Here is a 25,899-nt window from a genome sequence, read left to right as displayed (position 1 = left end):
GAGTCTATGGCTTAATCTTAGGCTAAGCCCGTCTGCCATGGTACTGACAATCTGGCAGCGATGATGCACCTAAATCTGACAAACGAGGTCGCCTGCGTGTCTTTGACCAACAAAATCATCAAACAGCTCAATGATGTGATCCTCGGTAAGGATGACGCGGTGCGACTGGCCCTGAGTTGTTTACTGTCACGGGGCCATCTGTTGATTGAAGATGTACCCGGTACCGGTAAAACAACACTGTCTCATGCCTTGGCTTGTGTGCTGGGGTTGGACTACCAGCGGGTGCAGTTTACCTCGGACATGTTGCCAGCCGACCTCATCGGCGTGTCTATTTTCCGCCAGGATCAGGGGCGGTTTGAATTCCAGCCTGGTCCCTTGTTCAGCCAGGTGTTATTGGCCGATGAAATTAATCGCGCCAGCCCGAAAACGCAAAGTGCCTTGCTAGAAGCGATGGCAGAAGGGCAGGTCAGTGTTGATGGCCATAGTCACCACCTGCCACAGCCGTTTTTTGTAATTGCCACACAAAACCCGGTGGATCAGGCCGGCACCTACCCTCTGCCGGAATCGCAACTGGACCGTTTTGCCATGCGCATTACCCTGGGGTTCCCAGATGCCCGGGCGGAGCGGCAGTTATTACAGGGCAAGGCAGTGGCCTACCAGAATATACCAGCGTTGGTTGATGCCAGTACGCTGGCCGGATTGCAGCAGGCAGTAGACCGCGTTCGGGTGTCGGACGATCTGCTGGATTACCTGTTGGCCCTGTTGGCGGCATCAAGGCAACTCAGCGACGTACCTCGGCCGCTATCGCCGCGGGCCGGCCAGGCCATTTTAGCAGCAGCCAAGGCCTGGGCGGTGTTGACTGGGCGTGAATTTGTACTCCCGGAAGATATCCAGGCGGTATTTACGGCGGTGGCCGAGCATCGTCTGAGCCCGGTGGGTCAGCACAGCCAGGGGCATTATGCGCAGCTGATCCTCAATCACGTGGACCCAGTACGCTTATGATCCGTGCCTGGCAGCAGCGCTTTTTGGCCCGGCGCCAGCCGCCACGGGCTGATAGCCAGCTTAACAACGCCAATATTTATATTCTGCCAACTGCCTTTGGTTATCTGTATCTGTTGGCGACGCTGGTGATCTTTTTGCTGGGTACCAACTATCAGAACAACCTGATCCTGCTGTTGGCTTTTTTTCTTGGCAGTGTCTTTGTCACTACCATGTACCTCACTCACCGCAACCTTGCCGGTTTACAACTGGCCCGGCTGGCCCCGGCGCAGCAGGTGGCGGGGGCTGATTTGTTGCTGCCGGTGCAGCTGCAAGGACAGCAACATCAGATATTGGAGCTGGCTTATCGGCAAGGGCCGGTGAGCCGGCTGTCGGTTGATGGTGTGCAGCGGCTGGAAGTGCTGGCGGGCGCCGTAACAACACGGGGCTGGCATAAGCCCGGGCGGCTAACGGTGGCTAGCCGTTTCCCACTGGGGCTGTTTCGCGCCTGGTCTTATCCGGATCTGGCGCAGCAGGTGCTGGTTTATCCGGCTCCAGAACCCTGGCCACGCCATGGCATGGCGTTGACCGACAAACCCGCAGCGCTAGCGCAACCGGACAGTGACTGGCAAGGCCTCAAACAGTATCAGCCGGGTGAGTCACTGCGGCAGGTGGCCTGGAAACAGCTCGCGCAAGGGCGGGGGATGTGGTCTAAGCAATTTGCTGGTGCCATTGAGACTGACAGTCAGTGGTTACGCTTACAAGCTATACCGGGCGGCCTGGAACAGCAGCTGGCGCGGGTGTGCTGGCAGGTGCTGGATGCCAGTAGCCGTGGCGAGCGTTACGGCCTGCAACTGGGCGAGCAAACGCTGGAACCGGCGAGTGGTACGGCCCACCGTGACCGTTGCCTGCGGGCGATTGCGCTCTATCAGGGGGCTTCATGAAAGGCCTGCTACCCAGGCAAACCTTACTTTGGCTTATCGTCGCCCAGCTGCTGGCGGTATTGCCCAATTGGCCGGAACTGCTCTGGCCGGTGCGTCTGATTAACCTGCTTTGCTTGGCCTGGAGCAGTGCCTTACTGCTGGGGCGCGCACGCCCTCTGGAACGGCACTGGCGGTTGCTATTAACGGTAGCGGCATTAGTCATAGTGGCGGTCACGGCCCCGGGGCGCGGGCTGTTTCACAGCATGCTGGCCATGCTGGTGCTCGGTTACAGCCTCAAGTTACTGGAAGTTCGCAGTGCCAGGGATGTCTACGCTCTGGTGCTGTTTGGTTTGATTCTGGTGGCAACCGCGCTGATCTTCGAGCAGGGCATGGTGATGCTTCCCTACTTGCTGGCGGCGGCACTGGCGCAATTGGCTGTGGTGCTGTCGCTGCTGAGCCGGCAGCCGGTTCGCCGCCATTTAGCCACCTTGGGGCGGGTTTGTCTGTGGAGTCTGCCGCTGACTATATTGCTGTTTTTACTGTTACCCCGGTTGTCACCGTTGTGGCAAATGCCCAATGCCAGTAGTGCCACCACCGGGCTGTCAGATACTCTCAATCCAGGCGATATTGCCCAGTTGTCCCGCTCGACCGAACTGGCCTTTCGGGCCACGCTGCCCTGGCACCCGGCCGCCGCCAGCCTGTATTGGCGAGCACTGACGTTGGAAGTCTTTGATGGCCGCGCCTGGCATCAGGCCAACTTTCGCCAACAGCGGCCGCGACGAACTGAGCACAACGAACAACCAGGTCAGTCGTGGCAACTCTATATGGCCAGTACGGGCCGGCAATGGCTGCCGGTGCTGCGTGGTTCAGAGCCGGCCGGCCCTGGCATGGGGGTTACCAGTGATGGGCGGATAGTGGCGTTACGGCCGCTAAGCGAACGCCGGCAATTTACCCTGCGTTTGCCTGCGACCATCACCAGCTCATCAGAGCCTGCCGCAGTGGTGGCACTGAATCTGCGCCTGCCAGCTACAGGTAATCCTCAGGCGCGGGCGCTGGCGCGCCGTTACCAGCGCCAGTATGCTGCGCCGGCGCAGCGGGCGGCGGCATTAAACCGGTTGTTTGCTGATGGCCAGTACCATTACAGCCTGACGCCGCCGCCTTTAGGTGCCAATGCTATTGATGCCTTTTTGTTCGGAACCCGAACCGGCTTTTGCGGCCATTATGCGTCGGCACTGGCGTTTTTATTACGTGCCAGTGGTATTCCGGCTCGCGTGGTGGCCGGTTATCAGGGCGGAAAATACCTGCCGGAAGGGGATTTTTACGCGCTCTATCAGTACGATGCCCATGCTTGGGTGGAAGCCTGGCTGCCCGGTAAAGGCTGGGTGCGTTTTGACCCTACCAGCCAAGTAGCACCGGAGCGGGTCAGCGAGGGTTTTGAGGAGCTGGCGCAGCAGCCCCGATTTGCCGCTGGCGCCGGCTGGCTATGGCAAATGCAGCAAAGCCAGCCGCTGCGGTGGCTACGTTATCAGGTGGCGCTGCTGGATTACCGCTGGCAGCGCTGGGTCGTTCAGTATGACAGTCACAGCCGTTCGACGTTGTTGCAGGCCTGGCTGGGCACCCGTAACGCACTGGTGGCCACTGGAGCCTTTACCGCCCTGCTGGTACTGGTGCTGACGTTACTGCACTGGCTTAGTGGCCGCCGCCAGCGAGTCCCCTTGGCAGCGGTGACACGCTGGTACTTACGGGCCTGCCGCAAGCTGCCTCTGGCGCGCCATCATGGCGAAAGCCCGGCCGATTTTGCGCAGCGGGTTGCAGCACGCTGGCCGGAGCTGGCGATGCCCTGGCAGGCCCTGACAGAACTTTATCAACGTCTTCGCTATGGTGATGCCGACCCGGCGTTATTGGCAGTATTAAAACGGCAGGTGCGCGCTTTGCCACGGAAGAAAACATGACCGACCCACAACTTCTCTGGCAGCAGGCCGCGGCCAGCTGGCAACGGCGTTTGCTGTGGCAAACCGATGAGCAGCAGGCAATGGCGTTGTGGCAACAGGCCCAGCTGCCATTATGGCTAGGGCCAGGGCACTTGACGCCGCGTCAGGCGCTGGCACGGCTGGGGCAGGAATGCGATCTGCTGGTGGTGGACTGGCGCCAGCAGATTGATCTCAACGCCTTTGGTGCACTCAGTGGCTGCCTGCGCGGGGGCGGCTTGCTGGTGCTTATTACTCCGCCCTTGGCAGAGCTGGCCGAACGCCACCCGTTAGGGCGCTGGCTGGCCCAGCAGTTAACTGATTATCGGCAAAGTGCCGGCCCCGAGAATGCTCCGTTGACGGCACTAACAGAGTGTCAGCAACAGGCGCGGGCGCTTGGCCGAAAAGTGTTCACTGGCCATCGAGGCCGGCCGCTGGTGCTCAGTGCTGATCGTGGCCGTGGTAAAACAGCGCTATTGGGCGTACTGGCTGCTGATGCTTTGGCCGCTGGCCGCGGCCCGGTGCTGGTGACGGCACCAGACAAAGCGGCCTTGGCGCCGTTATTTCAGTTTGCGGCCGCCCACCTAAAGGAAGCGCGGGAAACCGCAGAGGGGCTGGAGTGCAACGGTCAGCAATTGCGTTTTGTGGCCCCCGATGTGCTGTTGGCTGAGCAACCGACCGCCGCGCTGTTACTGGTTGACGAAGCGGCAGCGCTCCCGACCTTTATGCTTGATGCCATGGCCGACCATTATCGACGGCTGATTTTTGCTACAACTTTGCATGGCTATGAAGGTTCAGGGCGCGGTTTTGCCCTGCGCTTTTTACCGCGCCTGAAAAAACGTTTTACAGGTACCCGGCAATATCATTTGCAGACACCGGTGCGCTGGGCGGCCGGCTGCCCAGTCGAAGCCCTGGTAAACCGCCTGCTGCTGCTCGATAGCGATGCGCCCGCGCCAGCCAAGGGCCAAGAGCAATTGCATTGGCTGGATGCCAGTCAGCTGGTGGCCCGGCCACAGTGGCTACAGCAGGTTATGGGGTTGCTGGTCAGTGCTCACTACCAGACCTCGCCTGCCGATATTCAGCACTGGCTAAGCGACCCGAAGGTCAGTTTTGCGGTAGCCAGCCGCGCTGGGCAGGTTTGTGGGGTCTTGGCACTGGTAGCCGAAGGCGGCCTCAGTGCCGCCAACAGTCAGGCCATCGCGCTGGGCCAGCGGCGCCCGAAAGGGCATCTGGTACTGGCGGCTCTGGCGGCCCATCAGGGGTTGGTGCAGGCGCCGCAGTTGCATGGCTTACGGGTCATGCGTATTGCGGTTAGCGAGCCCGGGCAGGGGCTCGGTAGCCGCTTGCTGGCCGCGCTGGCACAGCAGGCTCAGCAGCAAGATCTGCTGACGGTCAGTTTTGCTGCCGATCCGGCCTTGCTGGGTTTTTGGTATTGGGCCGGCTGGCGGCCGGTGCGCTTGGGACAGCGCCCTGACAGTGCCTCCGGGCTCTTATCGGTGATGATGGCGCGCGGCCAAAGCAAACAAGGGCAAGCGTTAGTAACAGCGGCGCAGCAGCGCTTTTATGACGTGCTGCCCTGGCAGCAGCCATTGCCCTGGTCGTTAGTCAATGCTCTGTATCGCGGTGCTGAAGCCGCGCCTTTGACGGCGCAGGACCGGCAAGACTTGTACGCGTTTGCCCATGGCAACAGAGCGCCGGAAACCTTACGGCTGGCGCTGTGGCGTTTGGCCTGGGGGTGGGCAGCCGAGGGTGACTGCCCGGCACTGCTATTGCAATGGCTGTTGGCACCGGCGTCGTTGACCGGAGGGCGCCGTCACTGGCTGGCGCTGTTGCGCCAGCTGGTGGCTCAGCGGGTGCCGTAAACGACGATGGTTTTACCGCGGGCGTGAATGAGGTTCTGCTCTTCGAGCATTTTCAGTACCCGACCGACAGTTTCACGGGAGCAGCCGACAATCTGGCCAATTTCCTGACGGGTAATTTTGATTTGCATGCCGTCTGGGTGAGTCATGGCATCGGGCTGCTTGGCGAGGTTCAGCAGTGTCTGGGCTATACGGCCGGCCACATCCAAAAAGGCCAGGTCGCCGACTTTACGGCTGGTCTGGCGGATGCGCCGGGCCATCTGGCTGGCAACCCGCATCAGAATATCCGGGTCCTGCTGGCTGAACTGACGGAACTGCTGGTAGCTTATTTCCGCTATCTGACACTGGCTCTTGGTGCGGATCCAGGCGGTACGTACCGGCTCTTCTTCAAACAAGCCGAGCTCGCCAAAGAAATCACCCTGATTCAGATAAGACAGGATCATTTCCTTGCCGTCTTCATCCTTGATCAGTACCACCACCGAGCCTTTCACTACAAAATACAGCGTATCAGCCTGGTCGCCCTGATTAATCAGTGGCGTTTTCGCTTTGTATTGCTTGATCTGACAGTGGGAGAGAAACCGTTCCATCACGGGGTCACTTTGGACCCGACCTAGCATTGCCATGGTGTTGCCTCACTTCTTCCCATGAGAACTTTGGACAGTATCACACTTTGGCAGGGTCAAGTCGGTGCTTCAAGCACAAAATGATCCTTTAAATGAGACCTCCTTGTGGTAAGGTTGGCGCCTATTTTTACCTTGATCAGGGAGTGGCCCATGGAAGCGAAGGTCAGCTGGCTGGACGGTAACCGCTTTGTCGGTACCAGTGGCAGTGGTCACACCCTGGTAATGGACGGTGATAACCCTGGAACCGGGGCCAGCCCAATGGAGCTGCTGCTGTTGGCGGCAGGGGGCTGCAGCTCGGTAGATGTGGTCTCGATTCTGCAAAAGGCGCGGCAAGATGTGCGGTCTGTAGAGGTGGAAATCAGTGCCGAGCGTGCTGATGAGCACCCGCGTATTTTTACCCACATCACCCTGACCTTTGTGGTGACCGGCCGTCAGGTGCAAGCCAAGCATGTGGAACGAGCCATTAGCCTGTCCATGGACAAGTACTGCTCAGTCTCCCAGATGCTGGACAAAGCGGCCACGATTGCTCACCAGTACCGCATCGTCGAGCTGGATTGAACACATGGCAGCCGTTGCTGTCAGGACCGTATATCAAGGCGCTTACCTGTAGTGCCTTGATATACAGTCCAATATGCCGTTGCTATGGAGTGACGGTTCTTGTCTGGTCTTGTCGTGATGGTGACAAGACAGGTGTTCAAACAGGCCGTTATCGGCCGGGAAGGTGAGGAAACCCATAAGTGGAATCGTCCAAGCTCAAGCTGCACGGCTTTAATAACCTGACCAAAAGCCTCAGTTTCTGTCTCTATGACATTTGCTATGCCAAAACTGAGCAGCAGCGTCGGGAATACATCGAGTACATCGACGAACAGTACAATGCAGATCGTCTGACCGACATTCTGACCGAAGTCTGTGACATTATCGGCGCCAACATTCTCAATGTAGCCCGTCAGGATTACGACCCGCAGGGGGCGTCGGTGACGATTCTGGTGTCCGAGGAGCCGCTGAAAGATTCCGTGAAGGTGGATAACTCCGAGAAGCCGGGTCCGATCCCGTCAGACTCGGTGGTGGCGCACCTGAACAAATCCCACATTTGTGTGCATACCTATCCGGAAGTACACCCGGATGACGGTATTTGTACCTTCCGTGCTGATATTGAAGTGTCAACCTGCGGAGTTATTTCACCGCTGAAGGCGCTGAACTACCTGATCCACGCTCTGGAATCAGACATCGTGACCGTCGATTATCGGGTCCGGGGTTTTACCCGTGATGTACGTGGTACCAAGCACTACATTGACCACGAGATCAATTCCATCCAAAACTTCCTGTCTGATGACACCAAGCAGATGTATCAGATGGTGGATGTGAACATGTACCAGGAGAACATCTTCCACACCAAGATGATGCTCAAAGAGTACGATCTGGACCATTATCTGTTCGGCGTGAAGAAAGACGACCTGACCGGTCGCGAGGTCGAAAGCATTACTGCCAAGCTGTGGCAGGAGATGCAGGAAATTTACTATGGCCGGAACATTCCGGATGTGAAATAAAAAACGGGGCTTCGGCCCCGTTTTTTATGAGCGGCTTAGCTGTGTGTTCTTGATCGACAGCTGGTCATTCAGCGTCCAGAAATCGTACAGCACCCCGAGGCCGCATAATCCTACTGTGACCAGGTACAAAAGCCCGGTAAAGATCTTGCCCTGATAGAAGCGGTGAATACCGAAAATGCCAAGGAAGGTCAGGAAAATCCAGGCAATGTTGTAATTGTAGGGGCCGGCCTGAAAACGCAAGTCGGCTTCGCGGTCCATGCCGGGGATGAGAAACAGGTCAATCAGCCAGCCGATGCCCAGCAAGCCCAGGGTGAAAAACCATAAAGTACCGGTCACCGGTTTGCCGTAGTAAAAACGATGAGAGCCGGTAAAACCGAATATCCACAGCAAGTAACCAAAGAGTTTGGAATGTGTATCAGCAGGTTGCATGAAAAACCTCTTTTTTACCTTTTCATAAAGCCTGCCTGTTTCACGGTGGGAAATCACGAAAAAGATCGCGCATTGAACAAAAAATACCCGTATAATGCGCGCCCTTTCTGCCTCATTGAGAGACACCATGTCAGTAACTTTTGCCGAACTTTCCCTGTCCCAACCGCTGATGCGCGCACTGGATGATCTGGGTTTTGTCACCCCATCACCCATTCAGGCCAAATGCATTCCGCTGCTGAGCGAGGGCCGGGACGTTCTGGGCATCGCTCAGACCGGTACCGGCAAAACGGCGGCCTTTGGTCTGCCGCTGCTGGCATCTATTGATGTGGCCTCTCCAGAAGTACAGCTGCTGGTGCTGGCACCGACCCGTGAACTGGCCCAGCAGGTAGCCAGTGCTCTGGAAGACTTTGGTCGTCACCTCAATGGCCTGAAAGTGGTGTCATTGTACGGCGGTGCGCCGTTTGGCCCGCAAAAAGGCGCTCTGCGCCGTGGCGCCCAGGTTGTGGTGGCGACACCGGGACGGCTGATCGACCACCTCGACCGTGGCAGCCTGACCCTCGACACCGTACAAGCCGTTGTGCTGGACGAGGCCGATGAAATGTTGCGCATGGGCTTTATTGATGACGTCGAACGTATCTTGGCCGATACGCCCACCGAGCGTCAGACGGCGCTGTTCTCTGCGACGCTGCCGCCGATGATCCGCAACCTTGTTGCCAAGTTCATGAACGACTACGAAGAAGTGCGGGTGTCAGCGCCGGCACAGACCGTTGATCGCATCACCCAAAAAGGCCTGATGGTGTTTGAAGAAAACAAACCAGCAGTGCTGACCCGGGTATTGGAAGCGGAAGAGTTTGATGCTGCCATTATTTTCGTGCGCACCAAAGACGCGACTTTGAGCCTGGCTGAACACCTCAACAGCAATGGCTTCAAAGCCACTGCCATGAACGGGGATTTGGGCCAAAAAGAACGTGAAGCCGCCGTTGAAGCGTTAAAAGCCGGTAAACTGGATATTGTGGTTGCAACCGACGTGGCAGCCCGTGGTTTGGACGTTGAGCGCCTTGGCCTGGTGGTCAACTACGATATTCCCCGTGAGCCCGACGCTTACGTACACCGCATTGGCCGCACTGGCCGTGCTGGCCGCAGCGGTGTAGCGGTATTGCTGTACACTCCGCGCGAGCAGGGTTTGCTGAGCCGCATTGAAAAGGTTACTCGTCAAAAAGTCGATACCATGACTTTGCCTGACAGCCAGGCGCTGTTTGAGCGTCGTCTGGCGCGCCTGGAAAGCAACCTGAGCGAAACCGATGGTGCCAAGCGTCTGGCACTGGTAGGCAAACTGGCTGAGTCGCTGTCGCTGAGCAGTGAGGAACTGGCCGCCCGCTTACTGATGTTGCTGGAAAATCACCAGCCGCTGAGTGTCGGCAACGATCCGAAAATGCCTTCTCCCCGTGGTGATCGCCCACGCCGCGAACGCAGTGAACGTGGTGGTGAACGCCGCTTCGAGCGTAATGACCGTTCCGGCGAGCGTCGTGCAGAGCGCCCTGATCGTGGTTCTGAGCGCGCTGATCGCGGTAACGACCGTGGCGAGCGCAAACCTCGTCGTGATCGCCCTAATGTCGATATGGTGGCATATCGCCTGGATGTGGGCCGTAGCCATGGTGCAACCCCGCGTCACATCGTTGGCGCCATTGCTAACGAAGCGAAGATCAACTCTCGCTACATCGGCCAGATCAAAATTCACGATGAGCACAGCGTGGTGATGTTGCCAGAAGGCATGCCACGGGATATCGAACAGCAATTTCAGCGGGTATTTATTTGCTCGCGGCCAATGAAGTTGCGGCCTGAATCGGCCTGATGAAAAACCCCGCCACGGCGGGGTTTTTTTATGACTCAGCGGCTACGCATCAGCCAGGCCGGGATCACCGCTAAAAAGAACACTATAGCGACCACATAAAAGCCGTCCTGATAGGCCAACAGCTGGGCTTTGGGCAGTACCACTGCTTCCATGTAGCTCATGGCTGCCGGGTTTACGTTCATCGGGAAGGGCGCACCAAACGGATTACCCCACTGGCTCAGCAGCAGTGACAGGCGGCGAATGGCTTCGCTAAACGCCGGGTTAGCGGGACTCAGGGTTTGCGTCAGGGCCTCGGCGTGCATGACGGTGCGCCGGTCAATCAACACGGACAGCAGGTTTACGCCAAAGGCACCACCTAGCTGGCGAATGAAGTTCAGCGATCCAGCACCTTGTGCCAGGTACTCGCCAGGCAGGGTGCGCAGGCCACCGGCGTTTAGGGCTGGCAGCATCAGCCCCAGGCCTATACGGCCAAGCATTACCCAAAAGGCCATTTGCCAAAAGGCGGTATCCACGTCAACACCGCGGCTGAGCCAGCAGGACAGGCCAAAAATGCTGAGCCCGGCCATCACCGGCCATTGTGATGGCACCTTGTCAGATAACTGCCCGGCCACGGGAAACACCAGCGCCAGAATTAACCCGGCCGGCATCAGCAATAAACCGGAGCGGGTTGGGGTGTAGCCCTGCACCGTCTGTAAAAACAGCGGAATGATGTAGGTTGAGCCATATATTCCGGCGCCCAGGGCAAAGGCCACCACACAAGCGGCACTGAAACGGCCAACACCGAACACCCGCAGTTGCAGCAGCGGGTTACGGGCGCGCAGTTCCCAGGTAATAAAAGCTGCGGTGCTGAGTATGGCGGTGGCAAAGTAGGCGAGGATAAAGCTGGAAGCCCAGCCGTCACGCTGGCCGTTGGATAGGCCGGTGAGCAGGCTTAGCAGGGCAATGCACAGCAGCACAAAACCGAGGCCATCAAAGGATACCTTGTGAACGCTGTGCTGACTGCGAGGCTGCCGGCCCGGCAACAAGACCTGGCTGGCCATAAAGCCGACTACACAGAAGGGGACGGCGATCAGAAACACATCACGCCAGCTGTATTGATCGACCATGATGCCGCCGACGGTTGGCCCCAGTGCCGGGGCCAAGACAATGCCAACGCCGTAGATCCCCATGGCTCGGCCTCGCTGTTCCACCGGGAACACCTGGCTCATGACCACCATGGCAAAAGGCTGGATGATCCCCGAAGCGGCGCCTTGAATTACCCGGGCGGCAATCACCATGGCACCACTGGTGCTGGCAGCCCCCAGTACCGAGCCAACGATGAACAGCACCATGGCGCCACCAAAGGTTGCCCGGTAACCCAGGTGATCCAAGGCCCAGGCGGTCAGCAACATGGTGGCCGTCATGGCTGCCAGAAAGCCGGTCGACAGCCACTGGATCTCATTACTGCTCATGCCAAAGGCGCCCATGATGTCGGTCAGCGCCACGTTGATCACCGTTGCGGTTGCAGTGGTGGCAATGGTGCCGAGCATCAGGGTGCCGGTGGCCAGCCAGCGGTAATTGGGGCCGAAGCGTTCGCCGTAGTGGTTAAGAACCGACATGAATGGTTATTTCCACCATCAGCCCCGGCTTGAGCCGTGAGTCAAGATTGTCAAAGGCAATACGTACCGGTACCCGCTGGGTAATTTTGGTGAAATTACCTGACGGGTTGGGGCTGGGCAGCATGGCAAATTGATTGGTGGCAGCATTACCCACCCGGATCACTTTGCCGTGAAATACCTGGTTGGGGTAAGCATCGACACTGATGGTCACCGGCTGGCCTACTTTTACCTTGGCAATGGCGGTTTCCTTGATATTGGCCTCTACCCAAATTTTGCTTGGATCATGCACCAGCATCAGCCATTGCCCGGCCTGTACATAATTACCGGCCTCGGTCAGGGTTTTGTCGACAACCCCGGTCACCGGAGAGCGTAGCTGACGGTCAGTCAGATCCTGCTTCAATTCAGCGGCTTGGGCGGCCAATTGCTGTTGCTGCTGTTGCTGAACCAGTATTTGCTGGGTCAGCACACGGCTCTGGGCCAGTTGGGCGCGAGCACCGCTAAGTTGTGCTTCGGCGGCCTTAAGTTGGGCCTGGCGCTGCGCCAGTGTGTCTTTGCTTTCCAGTAGTGCACTGTGGCGCATGTCCCAGTCTTGCTGATTGGATAGACCCTTTTTGCGCAGTTTATTGATGCGCTGGAACTCAGCCTGGGCCAGGGTTGCCTGATGTTGGCTACTGTCCAGTGCCGCCTGGGCAGCCGACAAGGTAGCTTGGGCAGCCTGTAACGCCGCGCTGTTACGGGCGTCGCTCAGGGATTTTTGCGCGCGCAGTTGTTCGAGCTTGGCGGCGGCGGCATTCACCTGTGCCTCGACACTGCTGAGCTGCAACTTGTTGGCGCGGTCGTCGACCTGGGCCAGCGGCTGGCCTTTGTTAATGTGGTCACCTTCGGTGACGGGCAAGTCGGTTAGCCAGCCACTAAGGCGGCTGGCCACGCTGATCATCTGACCTTCAATACGGGCATCGCTGGTATGCAACTGGCCATGGCGGGCATAACCCCACCAGCCGGCGACGGCCAGCATCAACACGATGACGGTCATCAGCAGGTAGTGCTTACGGGTCATTCTTGTGCCGCCTCGGCTTCCAGTGACGCCAGTACCGTTTGCAGTACATTGATGGTGGTATCCATTTCCTGTTCATCCAGCGGTGCCAGCACTTTTTGCCGCAATGCCTGAACCACTTCGGTCAGCTTCTGGGTGACTTGCTCCCCTTTGTCCGTCAGGTGCAGGGTCTTGGCGCGGCGGTCGGTGCCTTCACGGCGTTCAATGAGCTGCTGTTTTTCCAGGGTATCGAGGATCCGTACCACTGCCGAGCCGTCGACAGCCAGTAAGGCCGCCAAATCCTTTTGCCGCAGTGGTTCGTCAGCCTGAGCCAGGTGCCACAATGGCAACCAAGTGGCCTGGGTAAGGCCAAAGGGCTGAAGCTGTTTATCCAGTGTCTGGCGCCACTGACGGCCGGTTTGGGCGATCAGGGCACCAAGCTGATGATGTCGTTGATGCATAGGGTATGACCTTTAATTAGATGATAAGTCAATTATATAGTTTTGTGCACCTGGACTCAAAGATCCAGCTGATAGCGTTCCAGTTTTTTCAAGAGCCCCTGGCGTGACAGCCCCAGTTGCCGGGCGGCCGCGGAGCGGTTGCCCTGATGCTGGCTCAGGCTTTGTCGCAACAGGCGAATTTCCAGCGCCCGCACCTGCTCTTCCAGGCTACCTTGGTCAGTGCTACTGGCGGTGGCTACCGGGCCGGCGTCAGGGTACAGCAAAGCGATATCATCGGGGGTGATCTGCGCCCCCTGGGTGATTGCCGCAACCGACTCCAGAGTGTTTTTCAGTTCCCGTACATTGCCGGGCCAGCGGCGGCTTAAAAACCACTGCCGGGCCGGCGGTGACAACCGTAGCTGGCGGCCATTGCGCTGGTTCCAGGCCGCCAGCAGGGCCTCGCACAACAGTGGCAGATCATCGGGGCGCTCGGCCAGTGCCGGTGTTTGCAGGTTGACGCCTTTGATACGGTAGTAGAGATCTTCGCGAAAACGCCCCTCTGCAACCCGGGCTGGCAAGTCGGCATTGGTGGCGGAAATCACCCGCACGTCGATGTGCTGTTGTTCACGGCCACCAACCGGGTAGAAAGTGCCTTCCTGTAGCACCCGCAGGAGCTTGACCTGCATTGACAATGGCATGTCGCCGATTTCATCAAGAAACAGTGTGCCGCCATCGGCCATAGCCAGCAGCCCGGGGCGATCCCGATCGGCGCCGGTAAAGGCGCCTTTCTTGTAGCCAAACAACTCGCTTTCCAGCAACTCCGCCGGAATTGCTCCGCAATGTACCGAGACAAAGGCGTTGTCGGCGCGCCGAGACAGCTGATGCAGTGCCCGGCTCACCACTTCTTTGCCGGTGCCGGAGGGGCCGGTGACCAGTACGGCTACATCTGTGGGAGCTATGCGCTGCACCAGAGCCTTGAGGTTCTGCAGCGGCTGGCTCTGGCCCACCAGTGCATCCAGGGCCTGAGGCTGTTCGGTGTTTTTGAGCCGGCTGAGTTCCCGGGTCAGGTTTTGCTTGGTCAAAGCGCGGCGGATCACCACCGCCAACATGTCCGGGTCGATGGGTTTGGCGAGAAAATCCCAAGCGCCTTTGGCCATGGCCTCCAGCGCCAGTTGCCGCTCGGCATGGCCGGTTAGAATGATTACCGGCCGATCACCGAGGCTGGGTAACGCATCAAGGGTTTGCTGGGGCGCCATCGCCGGCGGCAGCGCCAGATCCAAGAGGATCAAATCGGCGTCAAAATGGCGCAGGGCCTGTTGGGCCTGGGCCAGATTGTGAGCACTTTCTACCTGATAACCGTCTTCTTCCAGCCAGTGACTGGCCAGCTCACAAAAGGCGACCTCATCGTCCACCAGTAATATGCGTCCGCTCATTGGGGAAACTCCAGTTCAAAGGTCACCGGCCAGCCCGAGTCGTCCCGTAACCGGGCTTGGCCACCATGGGCCTGCATGATGCGCTGGACAATGGCCAGGCCCAGCCCCGAACCGCCCGGCCGTTTGCTAACAAAAGGGCGAAATAGCCGCTGGCGCAGTTCAGCCGGTAGCGGTGGGCCATCGTTGTGAATGCGCAGCCATTGCCCTTTGGCTTCCAGGCGAATGCGTTGGTGGGCGAAGGCATGGGCATTATCCAGCAGGTTGACCAGTACCTGCGTCAGCCGGTGTGGATCGGCGTGTAGCTGCAATGCCGGGTCGATATCCAGTTCAATCTGTTGCGCTTGGGGCAGGCTTTGCACCAGTCCCAGCAGTTGTAGCCATTGTTTTTCCACCGCCAGCGGCGAGCCGTAGGTGAGCAGATCCTGAATTAACCGATCTGCCCGTTTGAGTTGTTCCTGAATGTGCTGACGCTGCTTGTCTTCACTGCGGGCGCTGGCCATGGCAATGATATTGAGTGGATTACGCAGTTCATGGGCCATCGCTGCGGACAGTGCTCCGAGTTCCACCAGGTGCTGTTCAGCGAGGCGGCGCTTCTCTTCTTCAGCCAGGGCCAGGGTGCGTTCCAGGTTGTCGCAGGCACTGCCGAGTAATGATGCAAATACCTCAACTTGCAGGCGCTGGCCTGGCAGTAGTTCCTCACCGTGGGCCAACATCGCCTGCCAGCCTTGGTCTGCACGGCGTAACTGCAGGTGGGGGCCGCTCTGGTCGTATTCGCTGATAGGCAGTGGTACCCGCAGCTCCCGCGCCAGTAACTGGCTGGCAGTTTCGGTCAGAGCCTGCCAGTCACGGGGTTGGCGTAATGCTTCGCGCCATTGGCTGAGGCGCTGCTCATCCAGTTTTACGCCTGGGTACACCAAGCGCCGTACCCAGGTATTAAGCAGCGGGTACAGTAAGGCACTGGCCGCCAGGATCAGCAGTGAATAGCCCCATAGCAGCCAACCGTTGGTCGTCAGCCCCATGGCGGAAATCAGCGCCGATAACACACCGGAGACCAGTGCCAGTGCCAGCCATAACAGCGCCCGGCTGGCCCAGGCATTCACTTCCAGCATGCGATAACGCAAAACCGCATAGACCAGCGCCAATACATAACTGGGTAACGCCAGCATGGTGTAGGGAAACAGGGCAATCCCCAGTGATGGGAAGACAAAGCTCGAGGCCAGCCCCAGCCCCCAGGCGCCGGCTAGAAACATCGCCAAAATGGAGCGCCGGACATTCCCCTGCTGCTGCCCCAAGGCTCGCAGCAAAACCAGGTGGGCGCCGATCCCCAGGGTGACCGTCCAGCCCAGGTTCAGCCAGCCCAATGCCTTCAGATGAATAAAGCCGGGAAAATCCAGCCAGGGCGTGATCTGGGCGCCACCAAAGAGGCTCACCACAACAACCAGTGCTGACAAGCTGTAAGTGGCCAGCAGCAACTGTCGTCGGCGGTGCTGGCTGATTTCTACAAAGCCCAGAGCAAAGTGCAAAAAACTATTTGGCATCAATGGGTTGGCTAACAGAAATAGCAACGCCAGAGCGGGCAGATAAGGTGACAGCAAATGGCCAAGGCACCACAACCCCATCATCGCGACAAAACCGGCCAGCGGCCGCAGGTCTACCTGCCGCCACAACCATAGTGCTGTAACCAGGCCACTGACCAGGGTAATGAGCATGGCCACATCAAAGGCCAGTACCCAATCATGTGTAAACACCGTTGACACCTCTTTGGTTTTTCTGTCAACAAGGTTGACGAGTGCGCGCAAGCATACTGCTACAAATTGACGTAAATCAAGGCTTGGCGCGATTGGCACGCCCCTTGCGAAGAGTTGGCACGTTATTGCATGCCGTTTTTTGCAAGGAGTTAATCACGATGTCCCCGTTTTTACTTGATGCGTTGTTTGTGCTCAGCTGTGTTGCGCTGGCAGGCACCCCTTGGGTGATCTCCCGATTCCTGCGGAGGTAAGCCATGGATGTTGCATTACTGTCACGGATCCAGTTCGCCCTGACGGTCAGCTTTCATATCCTGTTCCCGACCATGACCATTGGCCTGGCCATTTTGATCGCGACCTGGGAAGGACTCTGGCTGAAGACCCGTAATCCTCTTTATTTGCAGCTGGCCAAGTTCTGGATCAAACCCTTTGCCATTACCTTTGGCTCCGGGGTGGTTACCGGTATCGTGTTGTCGTACGAATTTGGTACTAATTTCAGCGAGTTCTCACACATTGTTGGCCCGGTATTGGGGCCGCTGATGACCTACGAAGTGTTAACCGCGTTCTTTTTGGAAGCGGGCTTTCTTGGCGTCATGCTGTTTGGCTGGCAGCGGGTCGGTGAGCGTTTACACTTTGCCGCCACCGTGATTGTGGCCATCGGCACCGTGCTGTCGGCGTTTTGGATCCTGGCAGCCAATAGCTGGATGCAAACCCCGGCAGGCTATGCCTTTGTGAACGGCCAGTACGTTCCGGTGGACTGGTTTAAGGTGATTTTTAACCCATCGTTCCCATATCGCCTGGCGCACATGCTGCTGGCGTCGTTCATTACCGCCAGCTTTGTGGTGGCCGGGATCAGTGCCTGGTATCTGCTCAAAGGCCGGGCTCAGGCGTTCGCCAAGAAGGGGCTGTCCATGGCGCTGTGGATCTTACTGTTCCTCACGCCGCTGCAAGCCTGGGTGGGTGATGAGCATGGTCTGGAGGTCAAAGAGCATCAGCCGATGAAATTGGCGGCGATGGAAGGCATATGGCCAAAAACGGAAAAAAGCGCCGGGTTGCGCTTGTTTGCCTGGCCTGATGAAAAAGCTGAGACCAATCACTATGAGGTGAAGGTGCCGTACCTGGCGTCCATCATCCTGACCCACAGCCTCGACGGTGAATTGCACGGCCTGAAATCCGTGCCTGCCGATGAGCGACCACCAGTAAAACCGGTATTTTTCAGCTTCCGGGTGATGGTGGGGCTCGGTGTGTTGATGATTTTTGTTGCACTGTGGGCGAACTGGCGTCGGCGTGGTGGCAAGCTCTGGGAAGATCGTCGCTTGCTAAGGCTACTGACCTGGATGACCCCCGCCGGGCTGGTAGCTACCGTCGCTGGCTGGTGGGTCGTGGAAATCGGCCGTCAACCCTGGCTGGTGTATGGCTTGGTGCGTACAGAGCAAGTGGTGTCGCCGCTGCCGGCAGAGAAAGTGATGTTGTCATTAACGCTGTTCGTGCTGACCTATGCGGTGGTGCTGTGGGCCTTCTTGCACTTTTATCGCAAGTTGGTGCGCAAAGGGCCACCGGACATGAGTAAGCTGGAGGAGCAACTGGTGGGTATGCAGGCCCCGGGCTACGCCATTAACTGGGTGCGTGAACTCAAGCGGGAGGGCTTCTGATGGAACTGTTTTATTTCCTGTTGCTGGGCTTTGCCATCCTGATGTACGTGGTACTTGATGGCTTCGATTTGGGCCTGGGAATTTTATTTCCGGTACTGCCAGCACAGGCTGACCGTGACATGATGATGCGCTCGGTATCCCATGTCTGGGACGGGAACGAAACCTGGCTGGTGTTTGGCGGCGTGATCCTGATGGGGGCCTTCCCGGCTGCCTACGCCACCTTACTGCCCACCCTCTATCTGCCCATCATCCTGATGCTGGTGGCGCTGATTTTCCGGGGTATTGCTTTTGAATACCGCTTTAAAGCGCACAGCTCCAGGCGCTGGTGGGATCTGGCGTTTGGCCTGGGCTCGTCGGTAGCGGCGTTCAGTCAGGGGCTGATGCTGGGCAGCCTGGTGCAAAGCGGTGGTGAGCATTTGCTGACCCCCTTCAGTGTGCTCACCGCTTTTGCCGTGATGGCCGGTTATGCCCTGCTGGGCGCCACTTATTTGGTGGTCAAAACCAGTGGTGAGCTGCAGGCCCGCGCCCGCGCTGTCAGTAAACCGTTGTTATTGGCGGTTATGGTAGCGATGGCTGCGGTAAGTGTCTGGAACCTGCTGGCAGTGCCGTCGGTAGAGCAACGTTGGCTCGCCAATATCGGCTGGCTGTGGCCGATCCCGCTGCTGACTGCCGCGATCGCTGTTGTGCTTTGGCAGGGTCTGAAACGTTCTGACGTATTGCCGTTCTTCTGTACCATCGGCTTGTTCGTAATGGGGTTTGCAGGCTTGGTGGTGGGGCTGTTCCCGCAGCTGGTGCCGGGGCGTCTGAACCTCTTTGAGGCGGCGGCCCCGACTCAGAGTCTGACCTTCATGCTACCGGGGGTACTGATTTTTGTACCGGTGATCCTCGGCTACACCCTCTGGGGTTATCGGGTCTTTCGCGGCAAGGTGGATGATTTTGAGGAGGGCTACTGATGAAAAAGGCATTATGGTTTGCCGGGCTGTATTTGGGTGGCCTGGCAACCCTCAGCGTGGTGGCGTTTGGCTTACGCTGGCTACTGCACTGATTCGGAATATTCGATGAACGACCGGGCATATGCCCGGTTTTTTCATTGTTCAGGAAGTGCTAGCATGAAAAGAGGATAAAAAAGCGTCAAGGAGCCATGTTGTGAGTACCCCCGAATCCTCATTGGATAGCTTCCATGCCCGCAAACGTCTGGACGTGGATGGTAAGCACTATCACTACTACAGCCTCGATGCCGTCTCTGAATTAGGCGACATTTCCCGATTACCTTTCTCCTTAAAAGTGCTGCTGGAAAACCTGCTGCGCTTTGAAGACAACGATACGGTCAGTAAAGAAGATATTCACGCGCTGGTGGACTGGCTAAAAGCCAAGCGCTCTGATCGCGAAATTCAGTATCGCCCGGCACGGGTATTGATGCAGGATTTCACCGGTGTACCGGCGGTCGTTGATCTGGCGGCGATGCGTGATGCCATGGCTAAGGCTGGTGGCGATCCGCAACGTATTAACCCGCTGTCGGCGGTGGATCTGGTGATAGACCACTCGGTGATGGTGGACAAATTTGCCAGTCCTGAAGCCTTTGCTGAAAACGTACGTATTGAGATGGAACGTAACGCCGAGCGTTACCAGTTCCTGCGTTGGGGTCAGCAGGCTTTTGATAACTTCCGGGTGGTGCCACCGGGCACCGGGATTTGCCACCAGGTCAACCTTGAATATTTGGGTAAAGGGGTGTGGAGCCAGGACGGTCTGGCTTACCCGGATACCTTGGTTGGCACTGACTCCCATACCACCATGATCAATGGCCTGGGCGTGCTGGGCTGGGGTGTGGGCGGCATTGAAGCGGAAGCGGCCATGCTGGGCCAGCCGATTTCCATGCTGATCCCGGAAGTTATCGGTTTTCGCCTGACCGGCAAGCTCAAGGAAGGGATGACCGCCACTGACCTGGTGCTGACGGTTACGCAGATGCTGCGACAAAAGGGCGTGGTTGGTAAGTTTGTTGAGTTTTACGGCCCCGGCCTGGACGATCTGCCGCTGGCGGATCGCGCCACTATTGCCAATATGGCACCGGAATATGGTGCCACCTGTGGCTTCTTCCCCATTGACGGGGAAACCCTGCGTTACATGCGTTTGTCGGGCCGCGACGAACACACCATTAAACTGGCGGAAAGCTACGCCCGTGAAAACGGCTTCTGGCGTGATTCCGCCGCCCCAGAGCCAATCTACACCGATACCCTGGAGCTGGATCTGGGCGATGTGGTCGCCAGTCTGGCGGGGCCAAAACGGCCACAGGATCGGGTGGCCATGCCGGCGTTGGGTAAAGCCATTGATGAACTGCTCGACCTTAGCGGTGCCGATAAAGAGCAGCGAGTGCCGGTGCAGGGTGAAGGGTTTCAGCTGTGTCATGGTGATGTGGTCATTGCCGCCATCACCAGTTGTACCAATACTTCCAACCCCAGCGTCATGATGGCCGCTGGCCTGGTAGCGAAAAAGGCCGTGGAAAAAGGGCTCAAGCGTAAGCCCTGGGTCAAATCCTCACTGGCGCCCGGCTCGAAAGTGGTTACCGATTACCTGGCTAAAGCTGGTCTGCAAGAACCGCTCGATAACCTCGGCTTTAACTTGGTTGGCTACGGGTGTACTACTTGTATCGGTAACTCCGGCCCCTTGCCTGATGCTATCGGTAAAGCCATTGAAGAGGGTGACTTGACGGTCAGTTCGGTGCTGTCCGGTAACCGTAACTTTGAAGGCCGTGTCCATCCGCTGGTTAAAGCCAACTGGCTAGCGTCACCGCCGCTGGTGGTTGCCTATGCGCTGGCGGGAACTACCCGCATTGACCTGCATAAGGAGCCGCTGGGCGAAGACATGGCAGGGAACCCGGTCTACCTCAAAGACATTTGGCCAAGCAGTGAAGAAGTGCAGCAGGTTGTAAAACTGGTCGACGAGGGCATGTTCCACAAGGAATATGGGGAAGTCTTTAAAGGTGATGACGACTGGCGAGCAATCAAGGTGGCAGAGGGTAAAACCTATCACTGGAACAGTGACTCCACCTATGTGCAGCATCCGCCTTTCTTTGACGAAATCAACAAGCCGCTCAAGCCGCTAGAAGACATTGAAGGGGCCCATATTCTGGCGCTGTTTGGTGACTCCATTACCACGGACCACATTTCGCCGGCTGGCAATATCAAAGCGGACAGCCCAGCAGGCCAGTACCTGCAGGAACACGGCGTGGCTCCGAAGGACTTTAACTCCTACGGATCACGGCGCGGTAACCATGAAGTGATGATGCGCGGTACCTTTGCCAACATCCGTATCAAGAACCAGATGCTTGACGGGGTGGAAGGTGGTTACACCCGCCATGTACCGTCCGGTGAGCAGATGTCTATCTACGATGCGGCGATGCGCTATCAGACTGAGCAAACGCCACTGGTGGTGATCGCCGGTAAAGAATACGGTACCGGCTCCAGCCGTGACTGGGCTGCCAAGGGGACCCGTCTGCTTGGGGTCAGTGCCGTTGTGGCAGAAAGCTTCGAGCGCATCCACCGTTCTAACCTGATCGGTATGGGCGTGTTACCGGTACAACTGCCACAAGGGGTCAGTAAAGACAGCTTGGCTATCACCGGTGATGAAACCATCAGCCTGTTGGGGCTGGCGTCATTGAAACCCCATGCCAAACTGACACTGCGCATTACGCGGGCGAACGGTGAAACCACTGAGCAGGAAGTACTGGCTCGGGTGGATACCGGCAATGAGCTGGCTTACCTGAAAAGCGGTGGCATCTTGCATCATGTGTTGCGAGCGATGATCGCCAACTGAGCAACAAGCCCCGCTGCGGCGGGGCTTGTTTCGTTCATTGCCGTTAAAAAGTCGCCAGTGGCGGATACTGGTCTACACTGGTCGGCAGGAATTAAAGGAAATACGCATGAAAACCCTGATAGGGCTGATCTTACTGATCGGTTGTCTTTACGCCATTATTCAGGTGCTAAAAAGTACGGCTACACCTATTGCCAAGCTGGCGTGGATCCTGTTGATCCTGATCCTCCCTCTACTGGGGTTGATCATCTGGTTCTTCGCAGGGCCGGGCCGTAAGGTTTAATGTCACAACCACAAGGACGTTGTTATGTTGAGGGATGTTTTCCAGTCCATGCGGGCACGTCGATTGCTGCGTGCCACACCTGCCTACCTGGCCAAGCAGTTTGGCCGCTTACCTTATTACACTCCTGCGCAAGTTGACTGGGCTCTGAAAAAAGGCTTGGGGAAATTACCCAACCATCGCTTTTTGGCTTATGCGCTGTTTTGCTCCCGTTCGGATTTTATCCGTATTACCGGCGAACCACTTAGTACTTGGGACAACAGTCGGCGGCAACTGGGACGTGCACTGTTTGCCGGCCGGGTGGATTTTACCACTGATGAGGTCTTTGCCCTGGCTGAGCATGACAGTGCGGGTCTGCAAAGCTACTGACTGGCGTTGGGCTCAGGCGCTGACGGCGGCACTGCCCTGTAGGTGCCGAGCTGAGTCGGTTAGCTGCTCGTTTAGGTCTTGGGCGATGGCGTAACCTGCCTGTTCATCAACAGCCAGGTTCAAGCAGTGTTTACCAATACAACCGAAAATCAGTGGGTCGGTGTGGCTGAACAGGCCATAGCAACGGGCCCCGGCCGCATCGGCCAGGTGCAATGGGCCGGTATCACAGCAAATAAAGCCATCCAGTGCGGCCAGGGTGGCCCCCAACTGCCGAAAATCAGCACATTGGTAGGTCTGGGTATCTGCTCGTAGCGGCGCAGCAATGTCCGGGCTGAGGATTTCCACCCATTGAATCGCGGCGTCACTGTTTTGCTCCACCTGGCTCAGTAAAGTCTGCCAATAATCATCTGATAACTGCTTTTCGCCCCGTGCACCCCGGAAAAACGCCAGTGTTTTTTTGCCCTCAGCCCGCAGTGCCGTGGCCGCCTGTTGGGCGTTGTCGCGCTCTATCTCGGTCAGTGCCAAGTGATGGTCAGCCTGCTGTGGCTGCCCTGGTAATAGCACCAGAGAAGCCATAGCGGCATGGCAGCGCCGTGGTGGCGGCGTGATTGAGTGCTGAAACACCTGATGGCGTTCACCGAAAGCGCGGGCCATCTTATTGCGGGCATGGATGAAGGCACTGAGGAAAGTGTCCGTTGATGAACTGTATGGCATCAGTAGCAGATCATAACGACGCTGACGCATGGCTTTGAGGTTACGCAGTAGCGTCGGTATGCCACGGCGGTCAAGGGGGGCATGGTAGCAGTTGCTTATGCCCAGCCCGGCCAAGAGTTTCACCTGCCAAGGTGTGCTCAGTAACAAGTCCACTTCGGCCTGGGGATAGCTGGCTTTGACTTGCCGTAAAAAGGGTATGAGAAACAGCATGTTACCGATGCGCTTGTTGGTACGGACCACCAGAATGCGTTTCACCTCGTCATGGTTTACCAAGGCTGTTTCGATATCAGAAAAACGGGCCAACTGTTTGAGGAGCCAACCTTCCAGCTGGCGACTTTTTTGGCGTCGTTTTTTATCAAATTGTCGTAACTTGGTGCGAATACTCACTACTGCCGCTTCCCCATAAACGCAAGCCTGCACGCTAGGCGCAGAGGATTAACGCTTTCTTAAGGACGGCAAGCCGGGCCATAGGTTAGCGTGCGCTTACTAATCTTGTAAGTTTTTGATTTTAAGTGTTTTGCTTTTCATCACAGAGCGGGAGAGGATGACACAAGTAAGTTTCCAGAAAGTTACCGACAGGGTACTTTCTTATGGAAATGTGACGACTGTCTCAGCCTGGTTGTCGTAGCATATCGATATGGGGAATATCGTCTTCCAGGTAAGGTTCACCAATGGCGTGAAAGCCATGCTGGCGATAAAACCCCTGCAGGTGTGCTTGCGCACCCAGCTTAACCGGGTAGCCTGGCCAGCGTTGGTCAATAAAGTTCAGTGCGGCTTTCATCAGGACATGACCGAGCTGACGGTCTCGGGCTGCGGCGGCGCTGACCACACGGCCAATGACAACCCGGCCGTTATGTAAAGCCGGGTCGAGCACCCGCAGATACGCCAGTAACTGTCCATTCTCCCAGCCCAGCAGGTGCCAGGTGTCGCCTTGCAGATCGGCGCCATCGACTTCCTGATAAGGGCATTGCTGTTCAACCACAAAGACGGCAGTGCGCAGGGCCAGTACGGCGTAGAGGCTGCTGACGGTCAGTTCACTGTGATGCAGAAGTTGCCAATTCATAAATATTTCAATCGATGTTGTACACGCAGGAAAGCTTCCAGCGAGTCAGGAGTAAAGGGAGCGCCGGGGCTGTTCAGCACCAAACGGAGCGGCAGCCACTCAACGGCAACCACTTCACCGTCCTGAGGCGCCGCCGGGCCGTTATGGCGGCAGCCATAAATGCGTGCCATGCTGCGGTTGCCGGGGCTTTGGTGGAAACAATGACCCAGTAGTGTCAGTGTTGTTGCCAACCCCAGCTCTTCGCGCAGTTCCCGTTGGGCACTGTGCTGATAAGATTCATTCCAGGCGACCACGCCACCGGCAGCCAAATCCCGGTAGCCTGGGCAATACCCCTTGTGGCTGGCGCGCAGTTGTACACAAAGGCGTTGCTGGTTATCGACGACAAAAACGAAAGTAGAGCGATGGATCTGCTGGCCAAAGGCAAATTCGCGCCGGGGGAGTTTGGCCAGCGGCTGATCACGCTCATCCACGGCCACCATCCACTCTTCAGCCATGGCGGGCTTCCAGCAGCTTTCTGACCAGTGGCCGCAGGATCAGCTCCATCGCCAGGCCCATTTTGCCACCAGGTACCACAAGGGTATTCATCCGGGAAATAAAACTGCCATGGATCATCTGCAACAGGTAGGGGAAGTCCATTTGCGGCATGTCGCGAAAACGCACTACTACCAGGGTCTCGTCGGCGGTGGGAATGCCCTTGGCGGAAAAAGGGTTGGAGGTATCGACCATAGGCACCCGCTGAAAGTTGATGTGGGTGCGAGAAAACTGTGGGGTGATGAAATTAAAATAATCATCCATGGAACGCACGATAGACTGGCGCACTTTGTCGCGGCTATGGCCCCGTTCCTCGGTATCGCGAATGATTTTCTGGATCCACTCGAGGTTGACGATAGGTACCATGCCAATCAGTAAGTCGGCATGCTGAGCAACGTCCACCTGATCGGTTTTAACGGCGCCGTGTAACCCCTCATAGAACAGCAGATCGGTGTTCTCGGGAAGTGGCTGCCAAGGCGTGAAGGTACCGGGTAACTGGTTGTGCGGCACCGCTTCGTCAAAACTGTGCAGATACTGGCGGGTTTCGCCAGTGCCGTGTTTGCCATACTGGGCAAAGAGTGCCTCGAGCCGTGGCAGGTCATTGGTTTCTTCACCAAAGTGGCTGATGTCCCGCCCTTCTTCCATGGCTTTACGCACGGCAGCCTGCATTTCCTGGCGGGTGTAGCGATGAAAGGCATCACCGTTGACAAAGGCCGCCTTTACACCTTCGGCGGCGAAGATATGCTGAAAGGCCAGGCTGGTGGTGGTGGTGCCGGCACCACTGGAGCCGGTTACGGCGATCACGGGATGACGCTTAGACATGGGGTATCTGATCCTTGGCTACGATGTTGACCGTTTCATGGTGCTCTGACCACATCAGCATCACCTCGCCGCGCTGTAACTGGTCACGTATCTGTGCCACTTTCTCGGCCAGTGGCACCTCCTGTTCACCGTAATCGGTTCCTTCACGCAGCACAAATGCCTCAATGACATTGGTGAGCGTTGCGTTGTCCAGCGTTTGCCAGGGCACAATCATCGGTGCTGTTCCTCGAAAAT

The 25,899-nt window shown here is 57.4% G+C and carries 24 protein-coding genes; 12 read left to right on the top strand and 12 right to left on the bottom strand.

Annotated elements, in window-relative coordinates; translation table 11 throughout:
- The first annotated feature begins 96 nt into the window (after positions 1–96).
- Genes WDB70_RS12285 through WDB70_RS12270 form a run of 4 tightly spaced genes read left to right on the top strand, consistent with a single transcriptional unit; the run spans position 97 to position 5,730 of the window.
- Positions 97–1,002: an AAA family ATPase gene (locus tag WDB70_RS12285; RefSeq protein ID WP_406664747.1), complete on the top strand. Its 906-nt coding sequence runs from the start codon at positions 97–99 to the stop codon at positions 1,000–1,002.
- Positions 999–1,922 (top strand): DUF58 domain-containing protein, encoded by a 924-nt coding sequence (locus WDB70_RS12280; protein WP_406664745.1) that lies wholly within the window; start codon positions 999–1,001, stop codon positions 1,920–1,922. The genes WDB70_RS12285 and WDB70_RS12280 overlap by 4 nt, the downstream gene beginning before the upstream one ends.
- Entirely contained in the window at positions 1,919–3,853 is a 1,935-nt protein-coding gene (locus tag WDB70_RS12275; protein ID WP_406664743.1) for a DUF3488 and DUF4129 domain-containing transglutaminase family protein, read from the top strand. Before WDB70_RS12280 ends, WDB70_RS12275 begins: the two co-directional genes overlap by 4 nt.
- Positions 3,850–5,730 (top strand): GNAT family N-acetyltransferase, encoded by a 1,881-nt coding sequence (locus WDB70_RS12270; RefSeq protein ID WP_406664741.1) that lies wholly within the window; start codon positions 3,850–3,852, stop codon positions 5,728–5,730. The genes WDB70_RS12275 and WDB70_RS12270 overlap by 4 nt, the downstream gene beginning before the upstream one ends.
- Here WDB70_RS12270 and crp read toward each other — a convergent pair.
- Positions 5,715–6,344, bottom strand: a complete 630-nt coding sequence (gene crp, locus WDB70_RS12265) for a cAMP-activated global transcriptional regulator CRP (RefSeq protein ID WP_406668088.1) — start codon at positions 6,342–6,344, stop codon at positions 5,715–5,717. The genes WDB70_RS12270 and crp overlap by 16 nt on opposite strands.
- A gap of 156 nt (positions 6,345–6,500) precedes the next feature.
- On the opposite strand from crp, the gene WDB70_RS12260 reads away from it, so the two are divergent.
- Both WDB70_RS12260 and speD read left to right on the top strand, forming a co-directional pair.
- On the top strand, positions 6,501–6,908 hold the full coding sequence (locus tag WDB70_RS12260) for an OsmC family protein (protein ID WP_406664739.1): 408 nt from the start codon (positions 6,501–6,503) through the stop codon (positions 6,906–6,908).
- A 179-nt stretch (positions 6,909–7,087) separates the two neighbouring features.
- Complete coding sequence (gene speD / locus WDB70_RS12255; RefSeq protein ID WP_406664737.1) at positions 7,088–7,897, top strand: adenosylmethionine decarboxylase; 810 nt, start codon at positions 7,088–7,090, stop codon at positions 7,895–7,897.
- 24 nt (positions 7,898–7,921) lie between these two features.
- Here the strand turns inward: speD and WDB70_RS12250 are convergent, their stop codons facing one another.
- Positions 7,922–8,326: an NINE protein gene (locus WDB70_RS12250; RefSeq protein WP_406664735.1), complete on the bottom strand. Its 405-nt coding sequence runs from the start codon at positions 8,324–8,326 to the stop codon at positions 7,922–7,924.
- A 127-nt stretch (positions 8,327–8,453) separates the two neighbouring features.
- Here WDB70_RS12250 and WDB70_RS12245 point away from each other — a divergent pair, with 127 nt between their 5' ends.
- Complete coding sequence (locus WDB70_RS12245) at positions 8,454–10,178, top strand: DEAD/DEAH box helicase (RefSeq protein ID WP_406664733.1); 1,725 nt, start codon at positions 8,454–8,456, stop codon at positions 10,176–10,178.
- Between the two features lie 35 nt (positions 10,179–10,213).
- Here WDB70_RS12245 and WDB70_RS12240 read toward each other — a convergent pair whose 3' ends face one another.
- Genes WDB70_RS12240 through WDB70_RS12220 form a run of 5 tightly spaced genes read right to left on the bottom strand, consistent with a single transcriptional unit; the run spans position 10,214 to position 16,430 of the window.
- Positions 10,214–11,776 (bottom strand): DHA2 family efflux MFS transporter permease subunit, encoded by a 1,563-nt coding sequence (locus WDB70_RS12240; protein WP_406664731.1) that lies wholly within the window; start codon positions 11,774–11,776, stop codon positions 10,214–10,216.
- Positions 11,763–12,833, bottom strand: coding sequence for an HlyD family secretion protein (locus WDB70_RS12235; protein ID WP_406664729.1), 1,071 nt, complete (start codon positions 12,831–12,833; stop codon positions 11,763–11,765). Before WDB70_RS12235 ends, WDB70_RS12240 begins: the two co-directional genes overlap by 14 nt.
- A complete protein-coding gene (locus tag WDB70_RS12230; protein ID WP_406664727.1) occupies positions 12,830–13,270 on the bottom strand; it encodes a MarR family winged helix-turn-helix transcriptional regulator in 441 nt (146 codons plus the stop codon). The genes WDB70_RS12235 and WDB70_RS12230 overlap by 4 nt, the downstream gene beginning before the upstream one ends.
- Before the next feature lie 56 nt (positions 13,271–13,326).
- On the bottom strand, positions 13,327–14,682 hold the full coding sequence (locus tag WDB70_RS12225; protein ID WP_406664725.1) for a sigma-54-dependent transcriptional regulator: 1,356 nt from the start codon (positions 14,680–14,682) through the stop codon (positions 13,327–13,329).
- Positions 14,679–16,430, bottom strand: a complete 1,752-nt coding sequence (locus WDB70_RS12220) for an ATP-binding protein (RefSeq protein ID WP_406664723.1) — start codon at positions 16,428–16,430, stop codon at positions 14,679–14,681. The genes WDB70_RS12225 and WDB70_RS12220 overlap by 4 nt, the downstream gene beginning before the upstream one ends.
- 254 nt (positions 16,431–16,684) lie before the next feature.
- Between WDB70_RS12220 and WDB70_RS12215 the strand changes: the two genes are divergently transcribed.
- The 5 genes from WDB70_RS12215 (at position 16,685) to WDB70_RS12195 (ending at position 22,535) form a co-directional block, all read left to right on the top strand.
- Entirely contained in the window at positions 16,685–18,079 is a 1,395-nt protein-coding gene (locus tag WDB70_RS12215; RefSeq protein ID WP_406664721.1) for a cytochrome ubiquinol oxidase subunit I, read from the top strand.
- Positions 18,079–19,032, top strand: a complete 954-nt coding sequence (gene cydB, locus WDB70_RS12210) for a cytochrome d ubiquinol oxidase subunit II (RefSeq protein ID WP_406664719.1) — start codon at positions 18,079–18,081, stop codon at positions 19,030–19,032. The genes WDB70_RS12215 and cydB overlap by 1 nt, the downstream gene beginning before the upstream one ends.
- Before the next feature lie 214 nt (positions 19,033–19,246).
- The gene (gene acnA / locus WDB70_RS12205) at positions 19,247–21,889 is read left to right on the top strand and encodes an aconitate hydratase AcnA (RefSeq protein ID WP_406668086.1); all 2,643 of its coding nucleotides are present in this window, start codon (positions 19,247–19,249) and stop codon (positions 21,887–21,889) included.
- Positions 21,890–21,995: 106 nt separating this feature from the next.
- On the top strand, positions 21,996–22,169 hold the full coding sequence (locus WDB70_RS12200; protein ID WP_406664717.1) for a PLDc N-terminal domain-containing protein: 174 nt from the start codon (positions 21,996–21,998) through the stop codon (positions 22,167–22,169).
- 24 nt (positions 22,170–22,193) lie between these two features.
- On the top strand, positions 22,194–22,535 hold the full coding sequence (locus tag WDB70_RS12195) for a DUF6559 family protein (RefSeq protein WP_406664716.1): 342 nt from the start codon (positions 22,194–22,196) through the stop codon (positions 22,533–22,535).
- A 12-nt stretch (positions 22,536–22,547) separates the two neighbouring features.
- Here WDB70_RS12195 and WDB70_RS12190 read toward each other — a convergent pair whose 3' ends face one another.
- The 5 genes from WDB70_RS12190 to WDB70_RS12170 all read right to left on the bottom strand — a co-directional run bounded on the left by WDB70_RS12190 (position 22,548) and on the right by WDB70_RS12170 (position 25,879).
- A complete protein-coding gene (locus WDB70_RS12190; protein ID WP_406664714.1) occupies positions 22,548–23,636 on the bottom strand; it encodes a glycosyltransferase family 9 protein in 1,089 nt (362 codons plus the stop codon).
- A 223-nt stretch (positions 23,637–23,859) separates the two neighbouring features.
- Positions 23,860–24,312, bottom strand: a complete 453-nt coding sequence (locus WDB70_RS12185; protein WP_406664712.1) for a GNAT family N-acetyltransferase — start codon at positions 24,310–24,312, stop codon at positions 23,860–23,862.
- Positions 24,309–24,806: an NUDIX domain-containing protein gene (locus WDB70_RS12180; RefSeq protein ID WP_406664710.1), complete on the bottom strand. Its 498-nt coding sequence runs from the start codon at positions 24,804–24,806 to the stop codon at positions 24,309–24,311. Before WDB70_RS12180 ends, WDB70_RS12185 begins: the two co-directional genes overlap by 4 nt.
- Positions 24,799–25,665, bottom strand: coding sequence for a phosphoribulokinase (locus WDB70_RS12175; protein WP_406664708.1), 867 nt, complete (start codon positions 25,663–25,665; stop codon positions 24,799–24,801). Before WDB70_RS12175 ends, WDB70_RS12180 begins: the two co-directional genes overlap by 8 nt.
- Positions 25,658–25,879, bottom strand: coding sequence for a YheU family protein (locus WDB70_RS12170; protein WP_406664706.1), 222 nt, complete (start codon positions 25,877–25,879; stop codon positions 25,658–25,660). The genes WDB70_RS12175 and WDB70_RS12170 overlap by 8 nt, the downstream gene beginning before the upstream one ends.
- Positions 25,880–25,899: the final 20 nt, after the last annotated feature.

Origin of the sequence: Gallaecimonas aegicerasi, from assembly GCF_045291545.1 — a bacterium.
Lineage (GTDB): Bacteria > Pseudomonadota > Gammaproteobacteria > Enterobacterales > Gallaecimonadaceae > Gallaecimonas.
The sequence above is the reverse complement of the archived record's forward strand: the minus strand, read 5'-3'. Positions and strand labels throughout refer to the sequence as shown.

Bases quoted from the DNA above. Each gene is read 5' to 3' on its own strand.
- WDB70_RS12195 (WP_406664716.1), top strand. From the start codon at position 22,194: ATGTTGAGGGATGTTTTCCAGTCCATGCGGGCACGTCGATTGCTGCGT.
- WDB70_RS12230 (WP_406664727.1), bottom strand. From the start codon at position 13,270: ATGCATCAACGACATCATCAGCTTGGTGCCCTGATCGCCCAAACCGGC.
- cydB (WP_406664719.1), top strand. From the start codon at position 18,079: ATGGAACTGTTTTATTTCCTGTTGCTGGGCTTTGCCATCCTGATGTAC.
- WDB70_RS12260 (WP_406664739.1), top strand. From the start codon at position 6,501: ATGGAAGCGAAGGTCAGCTGGCTGGACGGTAACCGCTTTGTCGGTACC.
- WDB70_RS12245 (WP_406664733.1), top strand. From the start codon at position 8,454: ATGTCAGTAACTTTTGCCGAACTTTCCCTGTCCCAACCGCTGATGCGC.
- WDB70_RS12280 (WP_406664745.1), top strand. From the start codon at position 999: ATGATCCGTGCCTGGCAGCAGCGCTTTTTGGCCCGGCGCCAGCCGCCA.
- WDB70_RS12225 (WP_406664725.1), bottom strand. From the start codon at position 14,682: ATGAGCGGACGCATATTACTGGTGGACGATGAGGTCGCCTTTTGTGAG.
- WDB70_RS12175 (WP_406664708.1), bottom strand. From the start codon at position 25,665: ATGTCTAAGCGTCATCCCGTGATCGCCGTAACCGGCTCCAGTGGTGCC.
- WDB70_RS12240 (WP_406664731.1), bottom strand. From the start codon at position 11,776: ATGTCGGTTCTTAACCACTACGGCGAACGCTTCGGCCCCAATTACCGC.
- WDB70_RS12235 (WP_406664729.1), bottom strand. From the start codon at position 12,833: ATGACCCGTAAGCACTACCTGCTGATGACCGTCATCGTGTTGATGCTG.
- WDB70_RS12180 (WP_406664710.1), bottom strand. From the start codon at position 24,806: ATGGCTGAAGAGTGGATGGTGGCCGTGGATGAGCGTGATCAGCCGCTG.
- WDB70_RS12200 (WP_406664717.1), top strand. From the start codon at position 21,996: ATGAAAACCCTGATAGGGCTGATCTTACTGATCGGTTGTCTTTACGCC.
- crp (WP_406668088.1), bottom strand. From the start codon at position 6,344: ATGCTAGGTCGGGTCCAAAGTGACCCCGTGATGGAACGGTTTCTCTCC.
- WDB70_RS12250 (WP_406664735.1), bottom strand. From the start codon at position 8,326: ATGCAACCTGCTGATACACATTCCAAACTCTTTGGTTACTTGCTGTGG.
- WDB70_RS12270 (WP_406664741.1), top strand. From the start codon at position 3,850: ATGACCGACCCACAACTTCTCTGGCAGCAGGCCGCGGCCAGCTGGCAA.
- WDB70_RS12275 (WP_406664743.1), top strand. From the start codon at position 1,919: ATGAAAGGCCTGCTACCCAGGCAAACCTTACTTTGGCTTATCGTCGCC.
- WDB70_RS12170 (WP_406664706.1), bottom strand. From the start codon at position 25,879: ATGATTGTGCCCTGGCAAACGCTGGACAACGCAACGCTCACCAATGTC.
- WDB70_RS12185 (WP_406664712.1), bottom strand. From the start codon at position 24,312: ATGAATTGGCAACTTCTGCATCACAGTGAACTGACCGTCAGCAGCCTC.
- WDB70_RS12215 (WP_406664721.1), top strand. From the start codon at position 16,685: ATGGATGTTGCATTACTGTCACGGATCCAGTTCGCCCTGACGGTCAGC.